The sequence below is a fragment of the Ningiella algicola genome (assembly GCF_028401415.2).
GTDB lineage: Bacteria > Pseudomonadota > Gammaproteobacteria > Enterobacterales > Alteromonadaceae > Glaciecola.
Genome location: NZ_CP171821.2, coordinates 3,813,015 through 3,838,208, shown reverse-complemented (window position 1 = coordinate 3,838,208; position 25,194 = coordinate 3,813,015). Strand labels below are relative to the sequence as shown.

The window sequence follows — 25,194 nt, the reverse complement described above, 5'->3', positions numbered from 1 at the left end:
ATGAAAACTACCTTTATTGTCATTTTGCTAATAATTGCCATTGGATTTGGCAGTTTATATGCAATATCGCCGATCAGACCAAAGTCATGGCAACCCGATGCCAATGCAGGTTTGCAAAATATGTTCATGGAAAATGATGAACTGAATACCGCCATGGTGCTGCATGCAAGTACACTTATCGCGCCTGAAGATATTGTGGTCACAAGTGAGGGATTGCTTTACACAGGATTAGAAAACGGCGATGTGGTGAGCTTTGATGTAAATGAACCGGACAATATCCGCGTCATTGCCAATACAGGTGGCCGCCCGCTTGGCGTGAGACTAAACAAAAGCGGTAATATTGTCGTTTCAGACCCTGTTAAAGGCTTACTATCCATTACGCCCGAAGGCGAAATAAGCACCTTAGTGACGCAATACAAGGGCAAATCACTTCTGCTGATTGACCATCATGACATTGCCGAAAACGGCGATATTTACTTTTCAGATGCTAGCGCTCGATACTCAATCGATAACTTTATTTATGACTTTTTAGAAACCAGTGCCACTGGCAGCATTTATAAATACAGCGCCCAAAGCGGAGACGTCGAAAAAGTGATGGATGGGCTATTTTTTGCCAACGGTGTGGCGCTAGGCCCTAACGACGAATACTTACTGGTTGCTGAAACCGGAAAATCACGCATTTTAAAACACCATTTAGTGGGCGATACCGCAGGCACTACGAGCGTGTTTGCATCGCATCTTCCGGGGATGCCAGATAATATTAGTTACAATGACAAAGGCGAGTTTTGGATTGGCATGGTCAGTTTAAGAGATTGGCGAGTTGAGGGCCTAGCGGCATTCCCTGCACTTCGCAGAGCGCTGGGCGCATTGCCAATCGAGTGGTTTGAACCTACAGAGCACTATGGGTTTTTCTTAGGATATGACACATACGGAAACGTCATCGCAAACTATCAAGGTGACAGCAAGTATACTGCCGTCACCTCGGTCTATGAGCACGAAGGTAAGCTCTATTTAGGCTCCCTGCACTCAAATGGTATTGCCGTTATCAAACGATAGCGCTTAGCCTTTCTGCCGCTTCATTGAATCGAAGAACTCATCATTTGTCTTCGTCATGGACAAGCGGCTTATTAAGAACTCCATCGCGTCAATCTCAGACATTTCATGCACGATTTTTCTCAAAATCCACATTTTCTGAAGTTCAACTTGGCTCGTCAATAACTCTTCACGACGCGTGCCGCTGCGGTTAAAGTCAATGGCTGGGAACACTCGCTTCTCAGCAATCTTACGATTTAAGTGCAGCTCCATGTTGCCTGTACCCTTGAACTCTTCGTAGATGACTTCATCCATCTTAGAGCCTGTATCGATAAGGGCAGTTGCAATAATCGTTAAGCTTCCGCCCTCTTCCACATTTCGTGCAGCACCAAAGAAGCGTTTAGGTTTGTGCAATGCATTTGCATCCACACCACCGGTTAATACTTTGCCCGAGGATGGAATAACAGTGTTGTATGCGCGCGCCAAGCGCGTAATAGAATCAAGCAGTATCACCACATCTTTTTTATGCTCAACCAAGCGTTTTGCCTTTTCTATGACCATTTCGGCCACTTGAACGTGACGGCTTGCCGGCTCATCGAAAGTAGAGGCAACCACCTCACCTTGAACCAAGCGCTGCATTTCCGTCACCTCTTCCGGCCGCTCATCGATAAGTAGGACCATGAGCGTGCAATCCGGATGATTGGCAGCAATCGACTGCGCAATATTTTGAAGCAATAAGGTTTTACCTGCTTTTGGCGGCGCAACAATCAATCCGCGCTGACCACAACCCACAGGTGATGCCAGATCCAGCACACGAGCAGTAATGTCTTCAGTACTGCCGTTGCCTCTCTCCATACGCAAACGCTGATTGGCATGCAATGGTGTTAAGTTTTCGAATAAAATTTTACTGCGAGAATTCTCAGGCTTGTCGTAATTGACTTCTCTGATTTTCAAAAGCGCAAAATAACGTTCGCTGTCTTTCGGCGGTCTTATTTTGCCAGCGATCGTGTCACCTGTACGCAAGTTAAAGCGTCTGATTTGACTGGGTGAAACGTAAATGTCATCAGGCCCCGCAAGATAGGAAGAGTCGGAAGATCGTAAAAATCCGAAACCATCTTGGAGAATTTCAAGCACACCGTCGCCGAAGATGTCTTCGCCGCCTTTCGCGTGCGCTTTTAGTATGGAGAATATAATGTCTTGCTTGCGCGCTCTGGCAAGGTTTTCGAGCCCCATTTTCTCGGCTAATGCCACTAATTCGCTAATGGGTTTTTCTTTAAGTTCGGTTAGATTCATGTTGGTGGGTCTTTGAGGTTGAGGTTTTTCGCGCCATCTTAAGCATTTGATGAATGCAGATACTTATGACGGTCACTTACGGTTAGTTGTTACTAGCAAGATCATTCATCGCTAATGTTAATCATTCTGAAATCATTCGGTAATCACATTCGCTTTATAGTTTTCTAGCGCTTTGGCTTACAGCGTGTTGTCAGTATTCATGACACTAATATAAGCAAGCTGTATGCCGACATTTGCGTCAAGACTCGTAAATTGGAGCACTGAATACGTTTTTTGACGAAAATCTAGAAATTGCCATAAAGGCGAAGTTGTTACTTTTGGTGAGTAGTGCCAAAGGTAGCACCTTAATTTGCGAGCGTCCAGCTTTGATTGTGATTAGTTTTTGTAAGCTCATCGACCAAACCGTCTCTCCAAAAATGCATTTTTGCAATTATCGATAGGTGGGTTTGGTCGATTCGCTCATTGTTTCGCGAGTTTAATTCGCTATTGACTAAATATTGTCATCCAAAAACTCTTGGAGCTGCGTTTTAGACAAAGCGCCTACTTTGGTTGCAGCTACCGCGCCGTCTTTGAATAACAATAGTGTTGGAATGCCACGAATACCGTATTTAGGCGGCGTTTCGTTATTTTCATCGACATTCAGCTTTCCAACTGTTACCTTGCCATCGTACTCGGTCGCAATTTCGTCTAATATAGGCGCGATCATCTTACATGGGCCGCACCATTCTGCCCAAAAATCAACTAAAACAGGACCTGATGCGTTGATAACATCGGCTTCAAACTTGTCGTCACTTAATGCGATTATGTTGTCGCTCATTCTTTTCTCCATTTTAGGCTACGTCTTGGACGCTTCAACATGATGCTCGACATGAACATCGTGCTAAAGATTCTCGAATTGCCTGATAGTGTTATATAGAATCGGTTTTCAATGCAAGCAATGATAAGCTATAAGCTATGCCAACTACACATTTAACCAATACGTTATTTTCGTCGCTTCCGATCCACCCCTCAGTGCTTAAGGCATTGGAAGAAGCTAAGTTAACTCAATGTACGCCAATACAAGACATGAGTTTGCCGCAATTACTTTCAGAAAAAGATGTTGCCGGGCAAGCACAAACAGGTACGGGTAAAACCATCGCCTTTTTGGTGGCGACCTTCCATTACTTGCTCAATAACCCAAAAGAGACGCCTAAGAACGGCCCTCGTGCCATTATTATGGCACCAACTCGCGAACTAGCGGTACAAATTCACAATGACGCAGTATTGCTAAGCGAACACTCTGGCTTATCAGTTGGGGTGGTATATGGGGGCGAAGGCTATGAAAGTCAACGCGAAACCCTTAACGCGGGCGTTGATATTTTAATTGGTACCTGTGGTCGAATTATCGACTACTACAAGCAAGATGTTTTTACCCTTGAAAATATTCAGGTGGCCGTTCTTGATGAAGCCGACCGAATGTTTGATTTGGGCTTTATTAAAGACATTCGCTACTTATTCAGACGCATGCCGCCACCTTCTGAGCGCTTAAACATGCTCTTTTCGGCAACCTTAAGCATGCGGGTTCAGGAACTAGCCTACGAACATATGAATAATCCAATAAGCGTGGAAGTCACCCCCGATACCAAAACAAATTCGCGTATTAGCGAAGAGCTCTTTTATCCTTCTAATGAAGATAAACCGGTTTTACTGCTTACCCTAATGGAAGAAGAATGGCCTGATAAAGCCATTGTGTTTGCCAATACTAAAAATGATTGCGAATGGGTAACAGGCTGGCTTGAGAATGACGGCCATCGCGTAGGCTTGCTAAGCGGTGATGTACAGCAGAAAAAACGCCTGAGTATCCTTGATGACTTCACCAAAGGAAATCTGGATATATTAGTTGCGACCGATGTGGCAGCGCGCGGTTTACATATCGATAAAGTGACTCACGTGTTTAACTACGATTTACCCGATGACGCCGAAGACTATGTGCATCGCATTGGGCGAACCGGCCGTGCGGGTGAACTCGGTAAAGCGATCAGTTTTGCATGCGAGAAATATGCGCAAAACTTAACTGCCATTGAGCTTTACATTGGCCATGACATTCCCGTGACAGACTACAATCCCCTTCACCTCTTAGAAGATGTGAAGGCGCCGAAAATGAAACCACGCAGCACGCGCGGACGACCAGGAGGTAATCGGGGCGGTAGTCGAAATGGAAGTCGAGGCCCTCGTAAAGATGGCCCAAGAAGACGCGCTCCAAAGAAAGACTAAACAAAGGTTTTAGATGAGCGAACTTGGCTACTCCGCCTTTCAAGACGAATACTATGCAGCGGTCGATTTAGGCTCTAACAGCTTTCATATGGTGATTGTTCGCGTTTTGGCGGGCAGCGTGCAGATTGTTAGTAAAAATAAGCAAAAAGTCCGTCTGGCGGCGGGATTAGGCGAGAATAATACGCTAGATGCCCAGAGCATCGAGCGAGGTCTAAATTGCCTCAAAAATTTTGCCGAGAAACTGCAAGACATCCCTGCTCGCAACATTAAAATTGTTGCTACCGCGACACTGCGCCTCGCTACTAACGTATCCGACTTCATCAGCCCGGCCGAATCAATTTTGGCGCATAAAATCAATATTATCAGCGGCGAAGAAGAAGCCAGACAGATTTATCTTGGGGTGGCCTACACCTCAGCGAATCAAGGCAATACTTTGGTCATTGATATTGGCGGAGCAAGCACAGAAGTCATTGTTGGACGTGATTTACAGCCTCTTTATTTAACCAGCCTGAATATTGGTTGTGTGACTTACATGGAGCGCTACTTTAGCCAAGGGAGCTTAAGTCAGTCGGGCTTTGACAAAGCCATCGCCCATGCACACACGCAAATTGATGAGCATCGCGATACCTTCGGATGCTTTGACTGGCAGCAATGCTTAGGGGCATCAGGCACGCCTCAAGCAGTGGTCAGTATTTTAGTCAAACAAGGGGTGAACGACGCGATACGTCTGGACTATCTGTATGATTTAATGCGCCTTTGCGTTGATGCTAAACACATCGATAATTTATCTATAAAAGGACTGCCCGCCTCGCGACAAGCAATATTCCCAGGCGGTTTGGCGATACTGATTGCGCTATTTCAAAGTCTCGACATTAATAATATGCAAATCTCTGGTGGTGCGCTAAGAGAAGGCATTTTGTATGGCATGCTTGAGAACTATCAAAAAAGTGACCGGCGTGAGCAAGGCATTAATCAACTGATCGCGCGTTTTCATATCGACCCTTCTCATAGCAAACGATGCCAAACGCTCGCTATCAATATGTGCAGAGAAATGTGCCAGCAAAGTGACTTCTGTGATTTTGACACCGAAGTCATTACAGGCGCGGCTGCTGCGCTTCATGAGCTGGGTTTGCATATTGGATACAAGGCCTATCACCAGCATGGCGCCTACATTCTGTCACATGTTGAATTAACCGGGTTCACCACGCTACAACGAAAGATGATCACTGATTTAGTGTCCATGCACAGACAAGAGATTGATTTGTCGATTCTTGATAGTTATCAGGACGCCTTAAGGCAAATGCTAATAAACGCCATGCGGATATTGCGAATTAGTATTATCTTGGTAAATAGAAGAAAAGACGAAGCGGTGCCTCGTGGCCATTTACTCATCGATAGCAACGAGGTTTGGCATTTGGAATTTGAGCAAGACATGAAAATTGCTCACCCCCTAATTCATACCGAACTTATGCATGAATGCTGGCTTCAGCACAAGGCTGGCTGGCAGCTAGTCTTAACCTAAACTGCGTTGTTTTAAAAGCGATATGACTAAGTGTTTTTACTAATCATTCGATAGCATCTTGAAAGAGCGATACCAAGTGTAGACGGCAGCCACGCCCAATATCACGCTATAAATATGATGCTGCCCAAGTAAATGCGCCGCTAACGACCCAATGCTCAGGGCAATGGCTAAATGCCCCGTTATTCTTGCTTTTTGAATACTCGCCAATTGACGTAATTCACGCTCGTGCTGCGCTTTGAGCTGAACCGGAAGCTGTTTCATTTGGCGCATGGTATCGAATAGCAAATCTGGCATTTCAGGGAGCTTTTCACTCCAAAACGGCAAGTTTTCTTTGAGCTGCTTAAACATGGCTTGAGGACCAATTTGCTCTTTCATCCAGTTTTCTAGAAAAGGTTTCGCGGTTTTCCACAAATCGAGCTGTGGATAGAGCTGCCGACCAAGCCCCTCTACGTATAACAAGGTTTTTTGCAGCAACACCAGTTGAGGCTGCACCTCCATATCGAATCGTCGGGCGGTATTAAAAAGCTGTAGCAATACATTACCAAAGGAAATATCCGCCAATGGTTTTTGAAAAATGGGTTCACACACCGTTCGAATGCCCATTTCAAAATCATCAACGTTAATATCGGCAGGCACCCATCCTGAATCGACATGCAGCTCAGCCACTTTTCGGTAGTCGCGATTAAAAAAGGCGATAAAGTTCTCGGCTAAATAGCGTTTATCCTCTTTATTCAGCGTGCCGACTATGCCGTAGTCTATGCCGATATATTTGGGGTTTTCCGGATGCTCGCGTGATACAAAGATATTGCCCGGATGCATATCTGCATGGAAAAAACTGTCTCGGAAAACCTGAGTAAAAAACACCTCAACGCCGCGTTCAGCAAGCACTTTTAAGTTCGTTCCTTGCTCAACCAAAGCATCAATATCTGACACAGGAATGCCGTAAATACGCTCCAAAACAATGACGTTTTTGGTGCAGTGCTCAGAGTAAAAGTGCGGAACGTAGAGCGCATCTGAGCTTTCAAAACTGCGCTTGATTTGAATACCATTTGCGGCCTCCCGCAGTAAGTCAAGCTCATCTAGGATAGTGCGACGATATTCCTTGACCACTTCCTTCGGCCGTAAACGTTTACCGTCGGGCAGCCACCGCTGAACCACACCTGCCACAGAGGATAACAAATCCACATCGGCCTCAATGGTTTGTTTGATGCCAGGCCTGAGCACTTTTATCACAACTTGTTCGCTATTTTCTTTCAAACGAGCACTGTGCACTTGCGCAACTGATGCAGATGCCAAAGGCGTAGGCTCAAATTCATCAAACAACTCATCTAAACTCTCCACGCCCAGGGAGTCTTTTATGATTTGCTGCGCCTTGGTAGATTCAAACGGGGGGACTTTGTCTTGCAAAGACATGAGCTCATTTGCGAGGTCAGGCGGAAGCAAATCGCGTCGTGTAGAAAGCATTTGTCCAAATTTTATGTACACCGGCCCAAGTGTTTCCAGCGCTAAGCGCAAACGCCTGCCCTGAGATTCACCTTTGTGTTTATTCGGTAACCAAAACACACACTTTCGTAAATAACGAAAATACCAAGGCCTGAGGCGTTTCGGAATAAGCTCATCGAGTCCATGCTCCAGCAGCACACTGCCAATTCGATAAATGCGGCCTATTTTCATTTGCTTCCTTTTTGCCTACTGTTCGCGCTGACTAATGAGGACTCGTAGCGCTTCATCTTAGCTTCTAAGCGTTCAGTGTCTGTTTTTAATGCGCGCACTTCATCTACAAAATTCGCCAGCATTATTGGACGCACGGCAATGGGCTTTTCATCAAGTGCGGCGTCGCTCAAGATATTCCTGAATAAAGTTAATTGTTTTTCCGCAAGGCTTTGCAAATTCTTTATCTGCGACATCACCGTGTAAGCTTGGGCATCGCCGATGTATTCAGACATCGACTCCTCAATATCAAATTCAATGTCGGCAAAGATTTGACTGAATTTTTGTGCAATACCCAAATCACCATAAAAATCTAACTTTCCTTGCTTGATGAGTTTTGTGAATTGGTTACTATTTTTAAGTTCGGGTAAAGCCTCTAAAGACAGGCTAATAAAGCACTCAGCGTCTGACATTTCATTTAAATATGCCTCATCAGGCATCTCTTGATTTAATACATTCACTTGCTCAGCAGCGAAATGAAATGCCAAACACAATGAAAGCTCATGCACATGAATCATGCATCTTTTTTGTTCAAGAGGTTTAAGTAAAGCCTTGCCGTTGAGCGAGTGTTCTAATGCCTTTTTAATACCCACCTCAAGCAATGCGCTTAGCGCTTGCTTGTGCATGTATTGGTGCTTATTGTTATCCTGTTTTAAAGATGCTTCAGGAGAGGTGGTATTGGCTGAGTCAGCATTCATTTTAGAATTTAAAGCCTCTGTGCAGCGCTACAATGCCGCCTGTTAAATTGTGGTAAGTCGTTTGCTCAAAACCGACGTCTTTCATCATTTGCTCAAGCGTATCTTGGTCTGGATGCATCCGAATAGATTCTGCTAAATAGCGATAGCTGCCTTCATCATCGGCAATTAATTTACCCATTTTGGGAAGCACGTGAAAAGAATAGCTGTCGTAAATTTTACTTAAGGCTTCAGTGGTTGGTTTTGAAAATTCTAGCACTAATAAACGGCCACCCGGTTTTAACACGCGAAACATACTTTCCAGCGCCGCGGATTTATCGGTTACATTCCGTAGACCAAAGGCAATGGTGATCAAGTCAAAATGATTGTCGGGGAAGGGCAAGTCTTCTGCATTGGCCTGCACATATTCAATATTGCCAATGATGCCCATATTGGTGAGTTTTTCTTTACCTACCTGCAGCATAGACTCGTTGATATCTGCCAAAACCACTTGACCATCTTCGCCAACAATTCGGCTAAATTTAGCGGCTAAATCGCCCGTTCCACCGGCTAAATCCAGCACTCGTTGACCACTTTTCACGCCACTGCAGTCAATGGTATAGCGCTTCCACAAACGATGGATGCCTAGAGACATCACGTCGTTCATTATGTCGTATTTTGCCGCGACCGAATGGAATACGTCTGCAACCATATTGACCTTTTTGTCCTTATCGACTTGGGTGAAGCCAAAGTCGGTGGTGTCGTTTTTATGGTCGTTTTCTTGGTTTTTGGCGCTTGCGGGTGCTTCAAGGTCTGTCATAGTTTGTATTCTTCTTTAATTTCTACGTCATCAATAATGATTCTACCACCGAAATAGAAAAGTGCCTCTTGCTCAGCGCGTTTAATGCAAATTCAGCTAGTCTTAAGTCCTGATCCCCACATGGTTATCCCCTACACTATAGGCTAAAAGCTGGGATAACTCCTGGAAACTGCGCCCGCTTTGCTGTTGCCAGTCGTTAAAGGCGCTTTGAATTGTTGTGAGGCTTCGCTTTGAACGCACTGAACCCGAGATATACTTATGTTGAACAAAGTATCCTTCGGTATCGCGAGAGATTAAGAAAGTATCAACGCCCAAAAAACGCAGTGCATATGGCCCTGTATTTCCACCTAAGCGTGCTCCATGCTTTTTTAAAAATTCCCATAAGCCGATAATATCTGCACTGTTCCAGTTTGCTACAAAGCTCGCGAAACTGCCGTGCTCTCGCGCAATGTCTTTGATCATCATTGCGTTGTCTCTAATGGTGCGCACTTTTGTGAGATTACGGATAATTTTAGGGTCGGTCGCTTTTTTCTCTAACATTTCATCAGGCATCAACAGAATTTTGTCGACATCAAAATTCCAAAACATCTCTTCAAAATCCGGCCATTTTTGACGTACCACTCGCCACACAAAGCCAGATTGAAATACCTTCTTGGTAAACTCTGCAAGAAAGCGGTCATCACCAATCTCGATGATGTCGGCTTTGCTTAAAGGCGCTGAGAGCAAGGATTCCAGCATGGCTTCTGAGCCTTTGCGCTTAGCCGCGCGTTGGTATATTGCAGCGTATTTTTCTATCGCCATTTACCTCAATTCCTTGCTTTAGCACTTTTTATTATTATCGGACGCACTGAAACGAATGTTAGGCCGCTTCGCTGCTGATCCCTGAATGGCGAAGTAAGGCATCAATACTTGGCTCGCGACCTCTAAAGGCAACAAAGAGCTCCATGGGCTCTTGAGAGCCTCCTTTTTCCAGGATGTTGCTTAAAAAGCTCTTGCCTGTGTCGGGATTAAATATCCCCTCGTCTTCAAAACGTGAGAACGCATCTGACGAGAGCACCTCTGCCCACTTGTAGCTGTAATAGCCCGCAGCGTAGCCACCGGCAAAAATGTGTCCAAAGCTATTTTGGAAGCGGTTGAAGCTGGGTGGCTTAATAACAGACACTTGCTCTCTCACCTCGTTTAATACAGCTTGGACGTCAGCCTGTTCAGGCGGCAGCTGGTGAAGCTTAAAATCAAACAGGCTAAATTCTAACTGCCTCACCATTTGCATGGCCGATTGAAAGTTTTTAGCGGCGAGCATTTTATCTAACAGATCTTGAGGCAATGGCTCGCCCGTCTCAAAATGACCTGAAATAAAACGTAATGCTTCCGGCTCCCAGCACCAGTTTTCTAAAAATTGACTGGGCAGCTCTACCGCATCCCAAGCGACTCCGTTTATGCCCGATACCCCGCCAACGGTGACTTTTGTCAGCATATGATGAATACCGTGACCAAACTCATGAAACAGAGTGACAACCTCATCATGGGTAAAGAGCGCAGGCTTATCGCCAACTGGTGCGTTAAAATTGCAGGTTAAATAAGCAACAGGCGTTTGTAATTTGCCGGATGCATTGGTGCGCTTAACACGGCATTCGTCCATCCAAGCGCCACCACGTTTTTTCGCTCTGGCGTACAAGTCTAGATAAAAGCTTCCTCTCAAGGTCTCTTTGCTAAAATCGTCATTGCTTTGCGCATCGTGAATCTCAAAAAAGCGCACGTTTTCATGCCAGGTGTCTACCCCTTCAACTTCTACAATGCGCAGTGAGTACAGACGCGACACAACTTCAAACAAACCTGAAATAACCTTATCTTCTGGAAAATAGGGACGCAATTGCTCATCTGATACGGCATATTTTTGCTGCTTTAGCTTTTCAGAATAGTAGGTATAGTCCCAGGCTTTGAGGCTGTCTTTGTTATATTCTGATTTTGCGAAGGCTTCGATTTCTTCTAAGTCTTTCTGTGCTTGTGGCTTCGAGCGAGCAGCCAAGTCTTCTAGAAAGCCAATAACCTGTTCGCTACTTTCGGCCATTTTTGTCGCTAATGAATAATCCGCATACGAGTCAAATCCAAGCAATTGTGCCATTTCATAGCGTAAGGCGAGGGTTTTATTGATGATGTCAGTATTATCAAATTTGCCATTTTTCGTGTCGAGCTCTGACGCACGCGTGCTGTAGGCGATGTACATTTCTTCACGTAACGCTTCGCTATCTGCATACATCATCACAGGAAGATAACTTGGAATATCTAAAGTGAACACGTAGCCGCTGAGTTCTTTTTGCTCAGCCGCCTGCGCCGCCGCGTCTTTTGCAGACTCGGGTAAGCCAGCTAAATCGGCTTCATCTTCAACATGCTTTACAAAGTTTAATGTTGCGTCCATTAGGTTATTAGAAAAACTAGAGGATAAGTCGGACAATTCGCTGCGTATTTTGGCAAAACGCTGCTTTTTCTCAACATCAAGCGCTACGCCAGACAGCTTAAAGTCGCGAACGGCATTATCAACCACCTTCTTTTGCGCAGTATCCAATTGCGCATATTCATCACTCTCTTGTAATGCCTGATACAACGCACAAAGCTTTTCATGCTGACCTAAGTAGGTTGAATACTCAGACAGTAGCGGTAAGCATTCATCATGCGCACTTCGAAGTTCGTCGCTGCTAACAACAGAGTTAGTATGGCCTATTGGTGACCAAAGCTGACTAAGCTCATCATCTGCTTGCTCAAGCTTTTCAACTAAGTTGGTATAGCTTACGTCGGCAGACTCAACCACCGATTCAACGGTACTTTTACAGTGAGCAATGGCTTTTGACACCTCAGAGACTATGCTCTTTGTATCGATTTTTGAAAATTTCGGTAAGGCATGAAGATCCGTGGCAGCATCGCCAGCAGGAATTTGCTTTATCATTTATGATTTCCTTAAGTACAAAACAGTCGACAGCGCAGCAAAGCAGAACATGTGCAGGCATCAACAGCCTATTAATATTGACTTTTACGCTTTAGCTTACGAAATAGATGGGGTAGATTTATAAAATGACAAGCTTAAATCTGTGTTTGATAATTCACTCTCGCTCTACCTACTGAAAGATACAAAGACTCAACAAGGTCTTATGCAAGCAAACATTACTAAAATACATGGATATTTATGACAACTGAGACTACCCACTACGATTATATTTGCATTGGCGGCGGCAGCGGCGGCATTGCTTCAGCCAATAGAGCCTCTCGCTATGGGAAAAAAGTGGCCATTATTGAAGCGAAAGATATTGGCGGAACATGTGTGAACGTAGGCTGCGTGCCGAAAAAAGCCATGTGGTTTGGTGCGCAAGTCGCTGAAGCGGTTCATAAATATGCACCCGACTACGGCTTTGATGTGAGCGTAAACAGTTTTAGCTGGGCGAAATTAGTAGAAAGCCGCGATGCCTACATTAGCCGAATACATCAAAGCTACGATCGCGTATTAGGTAATAATAATGTGGATTTAATCAAAGGCTTCGCAACCTTTATCGACAATAACACCATTGATATTGATGGCACCACATATACTGCCGACCACATCACCATCGCCGTTGGTGGGCGCCCCATCAAACCACCTGTGCCCGGTGCTGAACTTGGCATCGATTCTGATGGCTTTTTTGCCCTTGACGAACAGCCCAAACGGGTAGTGGTAGTTGGCGCAGGCTATATTGCCGTTGAACTTGCTGGCGTACTAGATTCGTTAGGCAGTGAAACGCACTTATTGGTCAGACGCGAAAAACCTCTTCGACAATTTGACGATATGCTTAGCGACACCATTGTTGAAATCATGAAAGAAGATGGACCAACCCTGCATCCGTTTACTGAAGTTGAGTCGGTTGAAAAACAAAGTGATGGTAGCTTATTAATCCACTTAAACGGCGATAGAAGCTTAGAAGCCGACACACTGATTTGGGCCATTGGACGCCAGCCCTCAACCGACAAGATCAAACTGGAGAACACCGACGTTGAAGTAGACGAGCGCGGCTATGTGAAAGTGGATGAGTATCAAAATACCACAGCGCAAAATATCTATGCAGTGGGCGATAACATCGGCAATGTGGAACTCACCCCTGTTGCTGTAAAGGCAGGTCGTCTGCTGTCAGAACGCCTCTTTAACGGCAAGAGCGATGCAAAAATGGACTATTCAAACGTGCCAACGGTGGTATTTAGCCACCCCGCCATCGGCACTATGGGCATGACAGAAGCCGAGGCCAAAGCTGAATATGGCGAGGATGGAATAAAGGTATACAACTCAAGCTTTGCCGCTATGTATACCGCCGTCACCTCTCACCGCCAAGCCACAAAAATGAAGCTAATCTGCGCAGGTGACGATGAAAAAGTGGTGGGTATTCACGGCATCGGCTTTGGTATGGATGAAATTCTTCAAGGCTTTGGCGTAGCAATGAAAATGGGCGCAACGAAAGCGGATTTTGATGCTTGTGTGGCGATTCATCCTACTTCTGCGGAAGAATATGTGACTATGTAGTAGCAAAGACTATGTAGAAGTGAAAAGGTTAGGCACAATCAATAGCGAACATCATGTAATTTCTTTTTGTCAGTGTGATGTTTGCTTTTCAAATGCACATCCCTTGCGGCTGCAAGGTTCGTCATATATGGTAAATCTATCGCTTCGCAAACGTAGATAAGGACTTTGCCATGAATAGACGTCAAGCATTATCACTTTTAGGCGGCGCAAGCCTTGCCGGATTGGGTTTGGGTCTAAGCGCTTCGCCCAGCTTTGCCGCTATGCGCGCACTATCGTCTTCCGATGCTAAACCCAACATACTTAATAACATAAATATTGGTATGCACGTATGGGTGTATGCCAAGCATGAACCAAGTTTCGACGTTTCCAACATTTTGCCGACAATATGGAGTGATGTGAAATATGCCGGGTTAGATGGCATTGAGCTAATGGAACATCCACTGCGACGAGAGGATAAAACGGCAGAAATGGCAGAGCTCATCGCACAGCATGCCTTACCCCTAATTGGCACAAGTTACGGCGCGCATTTTTGGGATGCAAGTAAGGCAAATGAAATCAGCGAAGATTTAGATAACATATTCACCAATATGCAAAAACTTGGTGCTCGTACCATTGGTATTTCTGTCAAACATCCATCTGGCAGAGCGAAGACCCAAGAAGAGTTTGACGCACAGGCTGAGTTGATACTCAAAGCACGGGAGATGGGTGCAGCAAAAGGCGTGGTACTTAACCTTCATAATCACACTTACGAAGTTGAAAATAATCTTTACGACTTAGGTAATACACTCAAACGCATTCCCGATATCAAGCTGGGGCCTGATATCAACTGGCTCATTCGCGCCGGTGTTGAGCCCAACGCATTTTTGGAGAAATATAAAGACAATCTGGTGTTTTTGCATTTGCGAGATCAGTATGCTTCTGGCTATTGGGCCGAGTCTATTGGGGAAGGCGATACGGATTTTGAAAAGATTGGCGATACCTTAAAGCGCATCAAGTTTAAAGGGGATGCAATGATCGAGCTGGCGCATGAGGATGGCTTTGAGCCGACGCGGCCGGTGAGGGAGAGTTTGAGGATGAGTCGGGAGGTGTTTGAAGCCTCGCTCGGGTAGTTTTGCGCAAATTAGAATGCATAAGTTGGAACTGGCTGAACTAGCAAAGCCCAGATTTGTCAGGACTTTGCTTGAGGCTGATACCCATAAACGATAAAGTTAGGTAATTTCAAAAATTGGCGCGTCAACAAACGATATGAACCTCGTCATTATTGGCAATTGCCAAGCTCGACCTTTAAAAGACATCATCAATCAGATTAACCAGCAAGTGACCGTGATTGATACGCCTATCGTGCATCTTTTAAAAGCACATGAAAAAGACGAGGTATACGCCACGCTCGATAGCGCTGACCATATTGTGACTCAACTAATCGCTGACACTTATCCATGTGACTATATACGAACAAACACGCTAAAAACCGCATTTCCTAACAAAGTCACGACCATTTTAAATCTGTACTATGCCGGCTACACGCCTGATTGGACATATGTTCGTATTCCGCAGCTCGGCACCTTGCAAGGACCCATGGGTGATTATCACAACACCACCATCATCGAAAGCTGGTTAAAGGCTTTGACCACTACTCAAACTGCATCTCTTTTATTTGATGAGCGTTACAATCAAGAGAAATATGCTGGCATAGCATCAACATCGCTTATCGAACTCAATAAACGTGAAGGGTTAGTTGATATTGGGATAGTGGATTTTATAAGCGAACAGATGAGCAAGCAGCGATTGTTTTTTACATTTAATCACCCTTGTTATTGCTTACTACAAGAGTACGCGACACGAATTTTACGTCGTATGGGGGTGAAGGAGGCTGACATTAAACCTGTTGAAGACGCAAAAGAGCCCTTAGATCCATTTATCCCGCCACTTAATCCGGGTATGGATTTCAACTTTCCAATTGAGAATACCTTTAAAGGTAAATGCGTCGAAGGTATTCATAATAACGGTGTCACCTTAGGAGCAACTAAGTTCTACAGTGCAGAAGAACTTGTTGATACTTTTTACGAGATATATACGCAGAATGCGTCGTCCATCAAGGCAAAATATGCTTCCTAGAACACTGGTGCAGTATTGGCATCAATTTCCTCTGCCGGCGGATATTGAGCAACTCACCGAATCATGGCGTTCTTGCAATCCGTGGCTTGCCATTGAGCACTTTGACGATACAAAAGCCAGTATGTTTCTGCTGCAAGAATATGGCGATGAGATTAAGAAGCTCTACCAAAGCGCTGCATTGCCTGCGATGAAGTCTGATATATTTAGAGTCGCTTATTGTTTAGCCTATGGCGGGATGTATATTGATATGGCGACCAAATGCCTTTCGAGCATCGAGCCGTTGTTTGCGAATGAAGATAAACTCACCGTAATGCGCAAATGGCACGGCGGTATATGGAATGGATTAATCATTTGCCAAGCTTCCAATCCTACCCTCAATGCCATATGGGAGATGATACTCGAAAATCTCCGCACCAAAGCCTTTAACGATGTTTGGCGTGCCACCGGCCCGTACAATTTTAACGAAGCCATCGATAAGCAATACGAAAACAAGCTTGATGAAAAAGCGCAAGCAATATGTGTATTGGAACAACGAGCAATAAACACCTATTTTGATTTAGTGAACGACCTAGAACATAAAAAAAATAATCACTGGTCTGACATTCAAAAAAACCAAAGCATCTATAAAGAGTGAAGCTAGCGCGTGCTTTGTTAACGCTTATTCAGACTAAAAATGAAAACACATTTGGAGAAGTATGCGCACCGTCATTTTGCACTATCATTTGTTTAAAAACGCTGGCACGTCTATCGATGCTGCGCTAAAGGAGCAGTTTACAAGTGATAAATGGGCAACTAAAGAGTTCCCAAACGATAAAACGGCCAATGCCGAACAGTTGGCGCAGTGGATAAAAGACGAAGCAAATATAGTGTGCTTTTCTTCTCATACCGCCCATTTACCCGTTCCCAGCATCCCGAGTGTCAAGGTCATCCCCATATTTTTTCTGCGTCATCCAATTGAGCGCATCACCTCTGTATACGCATTTGAAAAAAGACAAACGGTGGATACCTTCGGTACAAAATTAGCGCGTGAAAATGACATTAAAGGCTATATTGAGGGGCGCTTAAGCAATGTGCATGATAAGCAGTGTCGCAACTTTCATTGTGACAAGCTTGGCAGAGTGTACCCGCCGACTGAACACAATGAGCTCATACGAGCGACTCAAGCACTAAATGCAATGCCGTTTTTTGGGTTGGTTGAGGAGTTTGAGCGCTCTATTGATAAGCTTTCCCGTGTGTTACAAAATGCTGGATTTGATCATGTCTTATTGAAAGTAAAAAAGAGTAACGCGAGCCAAAGTGGCCAGTTAACAATAGCGGACAAACTCAGCACTTTAAAACATGATATAGGTGAAAACTTATACGAAACACTGCTTGAAGCAAACAAATACGACATTCAGCTGTATGAATATGCAAAAAGACTATTTGCCTTGTGAACGCTAAAAAGCGGATAGACGAACACAATTTATTTTTAATCGGCTCAACTGTTTTCGACAAAGCCCAAACTTTGTAAACACCACTTTGAAAATGATTGGTTAATTACCCTCCCATACTCAGACAAGCTAAGCCTTCCCTTTGGTTTCGCCTTCCATAGTGCAAGTTGTTCGCACAAGGAGTCACTGCAGCCCTCGTTAAACAAAAACGGCTGCCCACCAAGCGCTTGGTATTCCTCACTTGCCCAAATGCCCTGCGGTAAAAACACGTTTAAATGTGGGTGGCGAATAGCGTCCCAAAGTAAACCGGAGGTTTTTAATTGATATGTTTCAACATCATATAGCATCACAAGTGCATCGCTTGTCGCAAATTGATGCTCATAGTCTTTTTGCGACAGGGGGGCAAATGTTAGAGACAAATTATTGTGCTGCTGCTTAATGTCTACTAAACGCTTTTTAAGGTCATCAAACACATGTGCATTAGGTGACTGCTCATTAAATTGAACAAAAAACTCCGTGTCACTGAATCTAGATAGTATTTGCGGTAGCGCATCTACCAAAAAAACGATTCCTTTATCGTGTTTAAGCGCTCCTATATAGAGAATAACCCGCTTGGCGTAGGGTTCACTATCCACTGCCTTGGGTTTAATCGGATCAGTAAAGTTGATTGCTGGGTGAACTTCCCAAGGCAGACTAGAGCAATCTGAAAACGCCTCTTGGTATGTCTTACAGCTCGTTGCAAGCCTAACGTTTCGTCTAGGTGCGGCACTTTTATCAGACACGCTCACTAGCTGCGAAAGAAAAGCCAGTGCCAATTTATACCGGCGATACCATACTGCGCCATCTAATTCATGCGGCTGTTTTGCGACCCTATGCCCTGGATGAAACATGGAGCAAACAATGACTTTACCTGCGTAAGTGGTCGCCTCTTTTTGAAGAAACAACGCTAACCCTAAGATATGAAAACTAAAGCAGCTATGAATAATGAGGTTATCTGCACGATTAATGTGCCTCTCTTTTAAGGCCATAGAAAGCTCAATACTAAATTGAAGCGCAAGTCGCTGCTCTTGCTCATGATCAACCGCGCGCAAGCCATTCACATAACAAGGGGAGATAAACCAAGGAATAGTATTATCTGCAAGGAGCGCCTGCTTATCAAATCCTTGCAAGTTAATGGATGAGAGAATGTTTAGCTCACATGAATTTGCACGAAAGTGCGAAATGAGCTGCTTGTTAACATTGGTATGGTGAGAGCTCAAGTCCTCGAAACCGGGGTCTAACACAAGGGTTCGCATTAATCACTGACACCGATGTTAATGTGGCTGAGATACAACAAGTTTCGAATTCGCAAAGCAAATAAATATGACGTTTCGCGATACCACAAAGCCTTTAATGCAGGCGCATTTGTCACCTAATTCAGTCTCGATTAAGCGCGTTTAATAAATTACGCTGCATTTGCATCATGGCATCGTCAATATGCATGCATATGTGCTCCTGCATGGCGACCATTAACTGCTTTTGCGACATATTAAATGTGTGTGTAACGCTTGTATGCCCGTCGAGGGTTAATACAAGCTTGTTTGCGCCCACTTCAAAATATTGCCAGTTAACACTCGCCTCAAAACCATGCTGTCCGTTACCAAGTCCGGCTTCAACCAAGTCTTCCCTTGGCATGTTTGCCGTGACCTTAGCGACTTCATTGTTGTTTAAGGAAAGCGTCAACGTGCCAGACGCATGCTCTTTTTCCTTGTTGTGGCAAACCCATCCCGTAATAAGCCCAGGAATTAACACGTCGATATGATACTCAGCCTCGCGCGCTTCGGGCTCAGGAGCTTCGACTTCTTGTGGTTCAACAGAAGATGTCGTTTTTTTGGGCATTAATTTTCCTAACACAAAAATTCCTTAGTCTAGTGCCGCTAAATAGGCTGTAGAATGGCGATGCACCTTGCGATTATTAAGCATCTCTTGAGGAGAAAACCAACGGTAATCTCGATGCTGTTTGGTGGGTAAGTTTATCAATGACCGCTGCAATTGCAATGAATAAGCAAGTACAACATAGTGTGTACTAATTTCTGAACTAAACACACAGTCGTCATAAAAGTGTTCGTATGCCCCTAGAAATTTAGCATCGCTAAGCGCGATATCTAGCCCCAACTCCTCCTGAGCCAACCTAATAAACGCTACCTCCATTAACTCATCTTTTAGGATGCGTCCGCCTGGAACGAACCAAAAGTCTTTCGCAGGTGCGTTGTTACGTTTCCCTAATAATATCTTGCCGTCCAAATTTTGCACAATCAAGTCAATAGAGATTAGCGGTGTAAATTCGATGACTGTTTTAAAGGTGGATGCATCTAAAAACATATCATGCTTTTCGAAAAGTGTCTTGGTTAGTTAAAAACCATTCATAAGCACTTGCTAGCCCCCGCTCAAGTGAATAGGTATATTCCCAACCAAGCGACTTTAAACGACTCACATTCATAAGCTTGCGGGGCGCGCCATCGGGCTTGCTTGCATCAAACACAACATCCCCCTTAAAACCCACTACTCTCGCAACGGTTTCTACCAATTCTTGGATAGTACAATCGACGCCGGTACCTACGTTAATGTGACTAAGCATAGGTTCTGTATTTGCTTGGTATATATCATTTGCCAAATTCATGACATAAATTGAGGCTGCCGCCATGTCATCAACATGCAAAAACTCTCTCATCGGTTTGCCGCTGCCCCATGCAACAACCTGTGTATCGCCATTTTCTTTTGCCTCATGAAAACGCCTAACAAGCGCTGGGATGACATGAGAGTTTTCGGAATGAAAGTTATCATGCGGGCCATACAAATTAGTAGGCATTACACTGCGGTAGTCTCTTCCGTGCTGACGATTGTACGACTCACATAGCTTAATGCCTGCGATTTTTGCCACTGCATAAGGTTCGTTAGTGGGTTCAAGCACCCCAGTAAGCAGAGCGTCCTCAGCCATAGGCTGCGCTGCCAGTTTCGGATAAATACAAGACGACCCTAAAAATAATAGCTTTTGAATCCCACTTAAATGGGCGCTGTGAATAATGTTGCACTGAATCATCAAATTTTCATATATAAAATCTGCTGGGTAAGTGCTATTTGCGATAATTCCACCAACTTTTGCAGCAGCAAGATACACCTCATCTATGCGGTTAGCGTCAAAAAACTCTGTCACTGCTTGCTGATTGCTTAAATCGAGCTCGACTCGCGAGCGCGTTAGAACATTAACATTAGAATCCTGCGATAACTGCCTGACAATTGCTGAGCCCACCATGCCTCTGTGACCCGCTACGAATATGTTTTTCATATAAACGTCCTATTCGCGCGACAAAGCAACAGTAAAACCATGCTGTTTGAGAAGGGCATTTTGTTTCGCGGTGGTAAGGTCGTGCTCCACCATCTCTTTGCACATTTCTTCAACCGTGATTTCTGGCACCCATCCGAGCTTTTGTTTGGCTTTGCTTGGGTCGCCAAGTAGCGTCTCAACTTCTGCCGGACGAAAGTAACGCGGATCAACCCTTACAATCACATCACCTACTTTTACGCCAGGTGCGTCATGACCTTCAACATTGGTGACAGTGGCTACTTCGTCAACACCTTGCCCGCTAAATTCCAATGTAATACCTGCATAAGCCGCCGACATTTTAACGAATTCGCGAACCGATATTTGTTTACCCGTCGCAATAACAAAATCTTCAGGCTCATCTTGCTGAAGCATCATCCACTGCATACGAACATAGTCTTTTGCATGCCCCCAATCGCGCAGCGCATCCATATTGCCCAAGTATAAACAGCTTTCAGCGCCCTGTGCGATGTTAGCAATGCCGCGAGTAATTTTGCGCGTCACAAAGGTTTCGCCTCTTCTCGGAGACTCATGATTAAACAAGATACCGTTGCAGGCATAGATTCCGTAAGATTCACGATAATTCACTGCTATCCAATATGCATACATTTTGGCGACAGCATAAGGGGAACGCGGATGAAATGGCGTGGTTTCTTTTTGGGGAATTTCTTGCACTTCACCATACAGCTCAGATGTGGAGGCTTGATAAAACTTCGTTTTCTTTTCTAAGCCCAAAAACCGAATAGCTTCTAACAGCCGAAGTGTGCCCATGGCATCAACGTCTGCCGTATATTCCGGTGCTTCGAACGACACCGCTACATGAGACTGTGCACCTAAGTTATATACTTCGTCTGGCTCTACTTCCCTCATAATACGGATAAGGTTGGAGGAGTCAGTCAAGTCGCCATAATGGAGTTTGAAACGTTGATTTTTAATGTGGATGTCTTCGTATATGTGGTCGACTCGTTGGGTATTGAAAAGTGATGCGCGGCGTTTGATGCCGTGGACTTCGTAGCCTTTCTCTAAAAGAAATTCAGCTAAGTATGAGCCGTCTTGGCCGGTGACGCCGGTGATCAGTGCTTTTTTCATCTGGGCGTAAATTTCCTTTTTTTTACGTTAATACTGCCGTATTGTAGTGGTAAATTAGTTCAGTTCAATCATTAGAAGTACTTTTCTTGTCTGCGCTGAGTTTAAACGCTTTATTATGCTAGTCGCGCGCAATGTAATACTAACTCAAACACATTTGGATACCATGCGCAGTAAACGATAGTATTGCCAACCAAAAAAATTAATAACAGTAGGATAATCTGTGAATAATACTTTTCAAAAAAGAACCGCTTGCATGAGCTGTTCGCAAAACCGTGTCGTTGAATTTATTGATTTAGGAATACAGCCAAGCGGCAACGCATTTATTAGTCCGAACGAATCGATAGAGAAAGAGCCACAGTTTCCTTTGCGAATGGGTGTTTGCAAAAATTGCTGGCAAGTACAGCTTTTAGACCATATTGATAAGAATCTTCTGTTCGATGACCATCCCTATCTTACTGGTACTAATCAACCAATGGTCGAACATTTTCATACATTGTCCGTTAAACTTGCTAATGATTATTCGCTCACTCGCTCCGACTTAGTCTTAGATATTGGCTGCAACGACGGGACGTTTTTAAATCAATTTGACAGCCAAGGTATGAGCACGATCGGCGTAGAGCCTTCAACTCGTATCTCTGAGATGGCACGTGAACAAGGTCATGTAGTCATCAATAAGTTTTGGAATTCGGACACTGCGGCTAGCTTTAATCAACTTAATGTCAAACCAAAGCTAATCACCGCAATGTCAGTTTTTTACCACGTTTCTAATCTTCATGACTTTCTGGATGGAATCGAGCTTGTGATGAGCTCGAGGTCAGTTTTCGTAATTCAGGCCGTAAGTCTATTATCACTACTTTCAAAGAATCAGTTCGACCATTTCTACCACGAGCACACATGTATACATTCACTTTCATCGCTAAATAACATTCTAAAGAAACACAACTTAAAGGTGATAGACATTGAAGATGTAGATGTCCATGGGGGCTCGTTCATTGCCTCGCTTGCGCTCAATAATTCCGACTATGAGATCTCTGAAAAAGTGACGAAATATGCACAAAAGGAGTTAGATGAAGGCCTGAAAGACATCGGCACCTACATGAGCTTTGGTCAACGAGCAAAAGACATCGCTTCTCATTTAAAACAGTTGCTCATAGAGTTAAACGCTCAGGATGAGGTAATCTTCGGCCTTGGAGCGCCTTTAAAGAGCTCAACATTTCTTAATTTTGCTGATATCGACTCGTCACTTATCGCTTGTTTGACCGAGGTGAATGAGCTTAAAATAGGAAAGCTCTCTCCCGGTAAACACATTCCTGTAGTGGATGAAAAAGCAATCGACAAAGAGCCAGACTATTATGTTGTGTTTGCTTGGAACTATTTGGAATACTTAATGATGAAAAAGAAAGCGTTTTTAAATGCTGGCGGCAAGTTCATTGTTCCCTTTCCGAACTTGCGGATTGTCTCACGTGACGACTTTTAAAAGAGAAGGAATCATCGTAACCGGAGCGACAGGGTACATTGGTAGCTCACTGACAATGCGGCTAAAAAAACAATTTAGCGAACGTTTTGATATCATCGCACTGTCTTCGAAGAACGATCTGCGAGTCACGACAACATTTGATTTCTTCAAAAGCCTGAGCGATACAATAGAAGTTAAGTACATTTTTCACCTCGCAGCGAGTGTTCGCGGTGGCGAATGGTTAGCAAAGAACCCTGCCAAGGCTTGGTATGACAACACGCTAATTAACGCTAACATATTCGAAATCGTAAGGCTTTATTTCCCGAAAGCAAAGATTATCTCAACCCTGTCTTATAGCATCTATGCACCTTCTGAATTCACCAGACGAGAAACTGAAATATCTTTCCAAACTTCAGAAGATAATTTGTCAGCTTATGCGAATTCAAAGATTGCGATCATTGCCGCACAAGATGCTTATTCCAGTCAATATAATTTGGAATGCTGTAGCGTGGTATTACCGACGGTGTACGGGCCAAGTTGCTCTAGTAAGATTGAGGATACGGCTCAAGCCGTAAACGTCATTTGTAAAAAGTTTATCAATGCTGTCAAGCTTTCAGCGCCTCAGGTCCACCTATGGGGTAATGGCAAACAAGAAAGAGACTTGTTATTCATCGATGATGCGATCGATGGAATCATTTGTTCAGCTTTACACCAACACTCAAGTCTAGTGAATATAGGCACAGGAAATGTGACCACCATCGGAAAATTAGCCAATATACTAGCTAGTTTGACCGGATATAATGGGAAAATTGTATTTGACGAGAATGAATATCAGGGTCCTCAAAGACGAAGTTTGAACATCCAGAAAGCTAAGGAAGAGTTGTATTGGCAACCCAAAACTCAACTTAAAGACGGCCTAAGAGCAATAGTAAATACAATTAAAAAATTTCATGCAATTGCGCAAACTAAATAAAACGAGGAAACTCTTTAAGAAAATGAACAAGCTCCGCGCTACGCTCTCTAACAAATTGAACAACATAATTGGCCGACATAAAGCGTATAAAATTAAAGAGCGCGAACACTACGACGTTATTAATTTTTGCATCACACACAAAGAACCTGAGCTACCGTTATCTGACGAAACCATTCGTTTAGAAATCGGAGAAAAAAACACACTTGATCGCACTCGAAACAAACATGTAATCAATTGCTTTAGTGAAATACCAGCGTTGAAAAAATATCGCCATGAGTTAGTCATTATCTCTGGTTTATTGACCGCTGCTAGGCATCTAGCACGTAATAACATAAACGCAAAAACTGTTGTCAACTTTACTACATATCGTTTGTTCGTGTTGCCACACAGAATCACGCCCCATTCTCCTTGGCCTCAGATGAATCATGTGACTCACGAGACAGTCTTAGATTACAAAGATGACATATCTTTTAGTCAAACAAAGCGGCCTTGGCTACTTCCTATGTTTTTTGCCAATGCTCCACTTCAGAAAGCTCACGAGCGAAGAGATGGCTCTGAGGTACTTGGTTTGTTTTTGAAGTCGGCCATTGATGAAGGGGTTTTGAATGACTATCATGCTTTTAGATTGAGAAATAAAGCGCTTCATTTGACAGCAATGGGAATCGGGCGGATGCCTGTGGGCGTATTTGTAGATATTTCAAAAAAAGCGGAAATCGTAACATTTAGATTTCTTCGCGATCATTTGAGCAGCATTCCTGAAAGTAACCGCTTTAAATGTGCGTTATATTACTACGAGAGGTTAGCAGTATATTTGATGGAAGACCATATTGAAAAACAGTATGGAATGCTACCTTCTTCCGCATTTGGTTTCTGGACACTCGTTAACGACAAACCTGAGTATTTACCAGGAAAGCTTGAGGTAGAATGAG

Annotated in this window: 23 protein-coding genes; 11 read left to right on the top strand and 12 right to left on the bottom strand. The window is 44.0% G+C overall.

From position 1 onward, the window contains the following. Positions 1 to 1,056 (top strand): SMP-30/gluconolactonase/LRE family protein, encoded by a 1,056-nt coding sequence (locus tag PN836_RS16635; RefSeq protein ID WP_395340398.1) that lies wholly within the window; start codon positions 1 to 3, stop codon positions 1,054 to 1,056. A gap of 3 nt (positions 1,057 to 1,059) precedes the next feature. On the opposite strand, the gene rho is transcribed toward PN836_RS16635, so the two are convergent. Both rho and trxA read right to left on the bottom strand, forming a co-directional pair. Beyond that, a complete protein-coding gene (gene rho, locus PN836_RS16630; protein WP_395340396.1) occupies positions 1,060 to 2,325 on the bottom strand; it encodes a transcription termination factor Rho in 1,266 nt (421 codons plus the stop codon). 490 nt (positions 2,326 to 2,815) lie between these two features. Beyond that, on the bottom strand, positions 2,816 to 3,142 hold the full coding sequence (gene trxA / locus PN836_RS16625; RefSeq protein WP_395340394.1) for a thioredoxin TrxA: 327 nt from the start codon (positions 3,140 to 3,142) through the stop codon (positions 2,816 to 2,818). A gap of 137 nt (positions 3,143 to 3,279) precedes the next feature. On the opposite strand from trxA, the gene rhlB reads away from it, so the two are divergent. Beyond that, positions 3,280 to 4,578, top strand: coding sequence for an ATP-dependent RNA helicase RhlB (gene rhlB / locus PN836_RS16620; RefSeq protein WP_395340392.1), 1,299 nt, complete (start codon positions 3,280 to 3,282; stop codon positions 4,576 to 4,578). 13 nt (positions 4,579 to 4,591) lie between these two features. After that, entirely contained in the window at positions 4,592 to 6,100 is a 1,509-nt protein-coding gene (locus tag PN836_RS16615) for a guanosine-5'-triphosphate,3'-diphosphate pyrophosphatase (RefSeq protein ID WP_395340390.1), read from the top strand. A gap of 39 nt (positions 6,101 to 6,139) precedes the next feature. Here the strand turns inward: PN836_RS16615 and ubiB are convergent, their stop codons facing one another. The 5 genes from ubiB to prlC form a co-directional block, all read right to left on the bottom strand. Next, positions 6,140 to 7,774 (bottom strand): ubiquinone biosynthesis regulatory protein kinase UbiB, encoded by a 1,635-nt coding sequence (gene ubiB / locus PN836_RS16610; protein WP_395340387.1) that lies wholly within the window; start codon positions 7,772 to 7,774, stop codon positions 6,140 to 6,142. After that, on the bottom strand, positions 7,771 to 8,508 hold the full coding sequence (locus PN836_RS16605) for a ubiquinone biosynthesis accessory factor UbiJ (protein WP_395340385.1): 738 nt from the start codon (positions 8,506 to 8,508) through the stop codon (positions 7,771 to 7,773). Before PN836_RS16605 ends, ubiB begins: the two co-directional genes overlap by 4 nt. Position 8,509: 1 nt before the next feature. Then, on the bottom strand, positions 8,510 to 9,304 hold the full coding sequence (ubiE, locus tag PN836_RS16600; RefSeq protein WP_395340383.1) for a bifunctional demethylmenaquinone methyltransferase/2-methoxy-6-polyprenyl-1,4-benzoquinol methylase UbiE: 795 nt from the start codon (positions 9,302 to 9,304) through the stop codon (positions 8,510 to 8,512). A gap of 102 nt (positions 9,305 to 9,406) precedes the next feature. Continuing rightward, positions 9,407 to 10,105, bottom strand: a complete 699-nt coding sequence (locus PN836_RS16595; RefSeq protein WP_395340380.1) for a DNA-3-methyladenine glycosylase I — start codon at positions 10,103 to 10,105, stop codon at positions 9,407 to 9,409. A 58-nt stretch (positions 10,106 to 10,163) separates the two neighbouring features. Further along, a complete protein-coding gene (gene prlC / locus PN836_RS16590) occupies positions 10,164 to 12,245 on the bottom strand; it encodes an oligopeptidase A (RefSeq protein ID WP_395340377.1) in 2,082 nt (693 codons plus the stop codon). A 237-nt stretch (positions 12,246 to 12,482) separates the two neighbouring features. Here prlC and gorA point away from each other — a divergent pair, with 237 nt between their 5' ends. The 5 genes from gorA (at position 12,483) to PN836_RS16565 (ending at position 17,389) form a co-directional block, all read left to right on the top strand. Further along, positions 12,483 to 13,841 (top strand): glutathione-disulfide reductase, encoded by a 1,359-nt coding sequence (gene gorA / locus PN836_RS16585; RefSeq protein ID WP_395340374.1) that lies wholly within the window; start codon positions 12,483 to 12,485, stop codon positions 13,839 to 13,841. A 170-nt stretch (positions 13,842 to 14,011) separates the two neighbouring features. Next, a complete protein-coding gene (locus PN836_RS16580) occupies positions 14,012 to 14,950 on the top strand; it encodes a sugar phosphate isomerase/epimerase family protein (protein WP_395340371.1) in 939 nt (312 codons plus the stop codon). Between the two features lie 136 nt (positions 14,951 to 15,086). Then, a complete protein-coding gene (locus PN836_RS16575) occupies positions 15,087 to 15,956 on the top strand; it encodes a WcbI family polysaccharide biosynthesis putative acetyltransferase (protein ID WP_395340370.1) in 870 nt (289 codons plus the stop codon). Next, the gene (locus PN836_RS16570; protein ID WP_395340367.1) at positions 15,946 to 16,590 is read left to right on the top strand and encodes a glycosyltransferase family 32 protein; all 645 of its coding nucleotides are present in this window, start codon (positions 15,946 to 15,948) and stop codon (positions 16,588 to 16,590) included. Before PN836_RS16575 ends, PN836_RS16570 begins: the two co-directional genes overlap by 11 nt. 61 nt (positions 16,591 to 16,651) lie before the next feature. Next, positions 16,652 to 17,389, top strand: coding sequence for a sulfotransferase family 2 domain-containing protein (locus PN836_RS16565; protein WP_395340364.1), 738 nt, complete (start codon positions 16,652 to 16,654; stop codon positions 17,387 to 17,389). 44 nt (positions 17,390 to 17,433) lie between these two features. Here PN836_RS16565 and PN836_RS16560 read toward each other — a convergent pair whose 3' ends face one another. The 5 genes from PN836_RS16560 to gmd all read right to left on the bottom strand — a co-directional run bounded on the left by PN836_RS16560 (position 17,434) and on the right by gmd (position 21,836). Next, entirely contained in the window at positions 17,434 to 18,681 is a 1,248-nt protein-coding gene (locus PN836_RS16560; protein ID WP_395340361.1) for a hypothetical protein, read from the bottom strand. Between the two features lie 121 nt (positions 18,682 to 18,802). Continuing rightward, positions 18,803 to 19,264, bottom strand: a complete 462-nt coding sequence (locus PN836_RS16555; RefSeq protein ID WP_395340359.1) for a hypothetical protein — start codon at positions 19,262 to 19,264, stop codon at positions 18,803 to 18,805. A 24-nt stretch (positions 19,265 to 19,288) separates the two neighbouring features. After that, positions 19,289 to 19,747: a GDP-mannose mannosyl hydrolase gene (locus PN836_RS16550; protein ID WP_395340356.1), complete on the bottom strand. Its 459-nt coding sequence runs from the start codon at positions 19,745 to 19,747 to the stop codon at positions 19,289 to 19,291. Position 19,748: 1 nt separating this feature from the next. Next, positions 19,749 to 20,711 (bottom strand): GDP-L-fucose synthase, encoded by a 963-nt coding sequence (gene fcl, locus PN836_RS16545; protein WP_395340354.1) that lies wholly within the window; start codon positions 20,709 to 20,711, stop codon positions 19,749 to 19,751. Between the two features lie 9 nt (positions 20,712 to 20,720). Continuing rightward, the gene (gmd, locus tag PN836_RS16540; RefSeq protein WP_395340353.1) at positions 20,721 to 21,836 is read right to left on the bottom strand and encodes a GDP-mannose 4,6-dehydratase; all 1,116 of its coding nucleotides are present in this window, start codon (positions 21,834 to 21,836) and stop codon (positions 20,721 to 20,723) included. Positions 21,837 to 22,056: 220 nt separating this feature from the next. Between gmd and PN836_RS16535 the strand changes: the two genes are divergently transcribed. Genes PN836_RS16535 through PN836_RS16525 form a run of 3 tightly spaced genes read left to right on the top strand, consistent with a single transcriptional unit; the run spans position 22,057 to position 25,193 of the window. Continuing rightward, positions 22,057 to 23,313 (top strand): class I SAM-dependent methyltransferase, encoded by a 1,257-nt coding sequence (locus tag PN836_RS16535; protein ID WP_395340350.1) that lies wholly within the window; start codon positions 22,057 to 22,059, stop codon positions 23,311 to 23,313. Then, positions 23,300 to 24,265 carry an NAD-dependent epimerase/dehydratase family protein gene (locus tag PN836_RS16530; protein ID WP_395340348.1) on the top strand — a complete coding sequence of 322 codons (966 nt, stop codon included), beginning with the start codon at positions 23,300 to 23,302 and terminating at the stop codon, positions 24,263 to 24,265. Before PN836_RS16535 ends, PN836_RS16530 begins: the two co-directional genes overlap by 14 nt. Further along, positions 24,243 to 25,193 (top strand): hypothetical protein, encoded by a 951-nt coding sequence (locus tag PN836_RS16525; RefSeq protein ID WP_395340345.1) that lies wholly within the window; start codon positions 24,243 to 24,245, stop codon positions 25,191 to 25,193. Before PN836_RS16530 ends, PN836_RS16525 begins: the two co-directional genes overlap by 23 nt. Position 25,194: the final 1 nt, after the last annotated feature.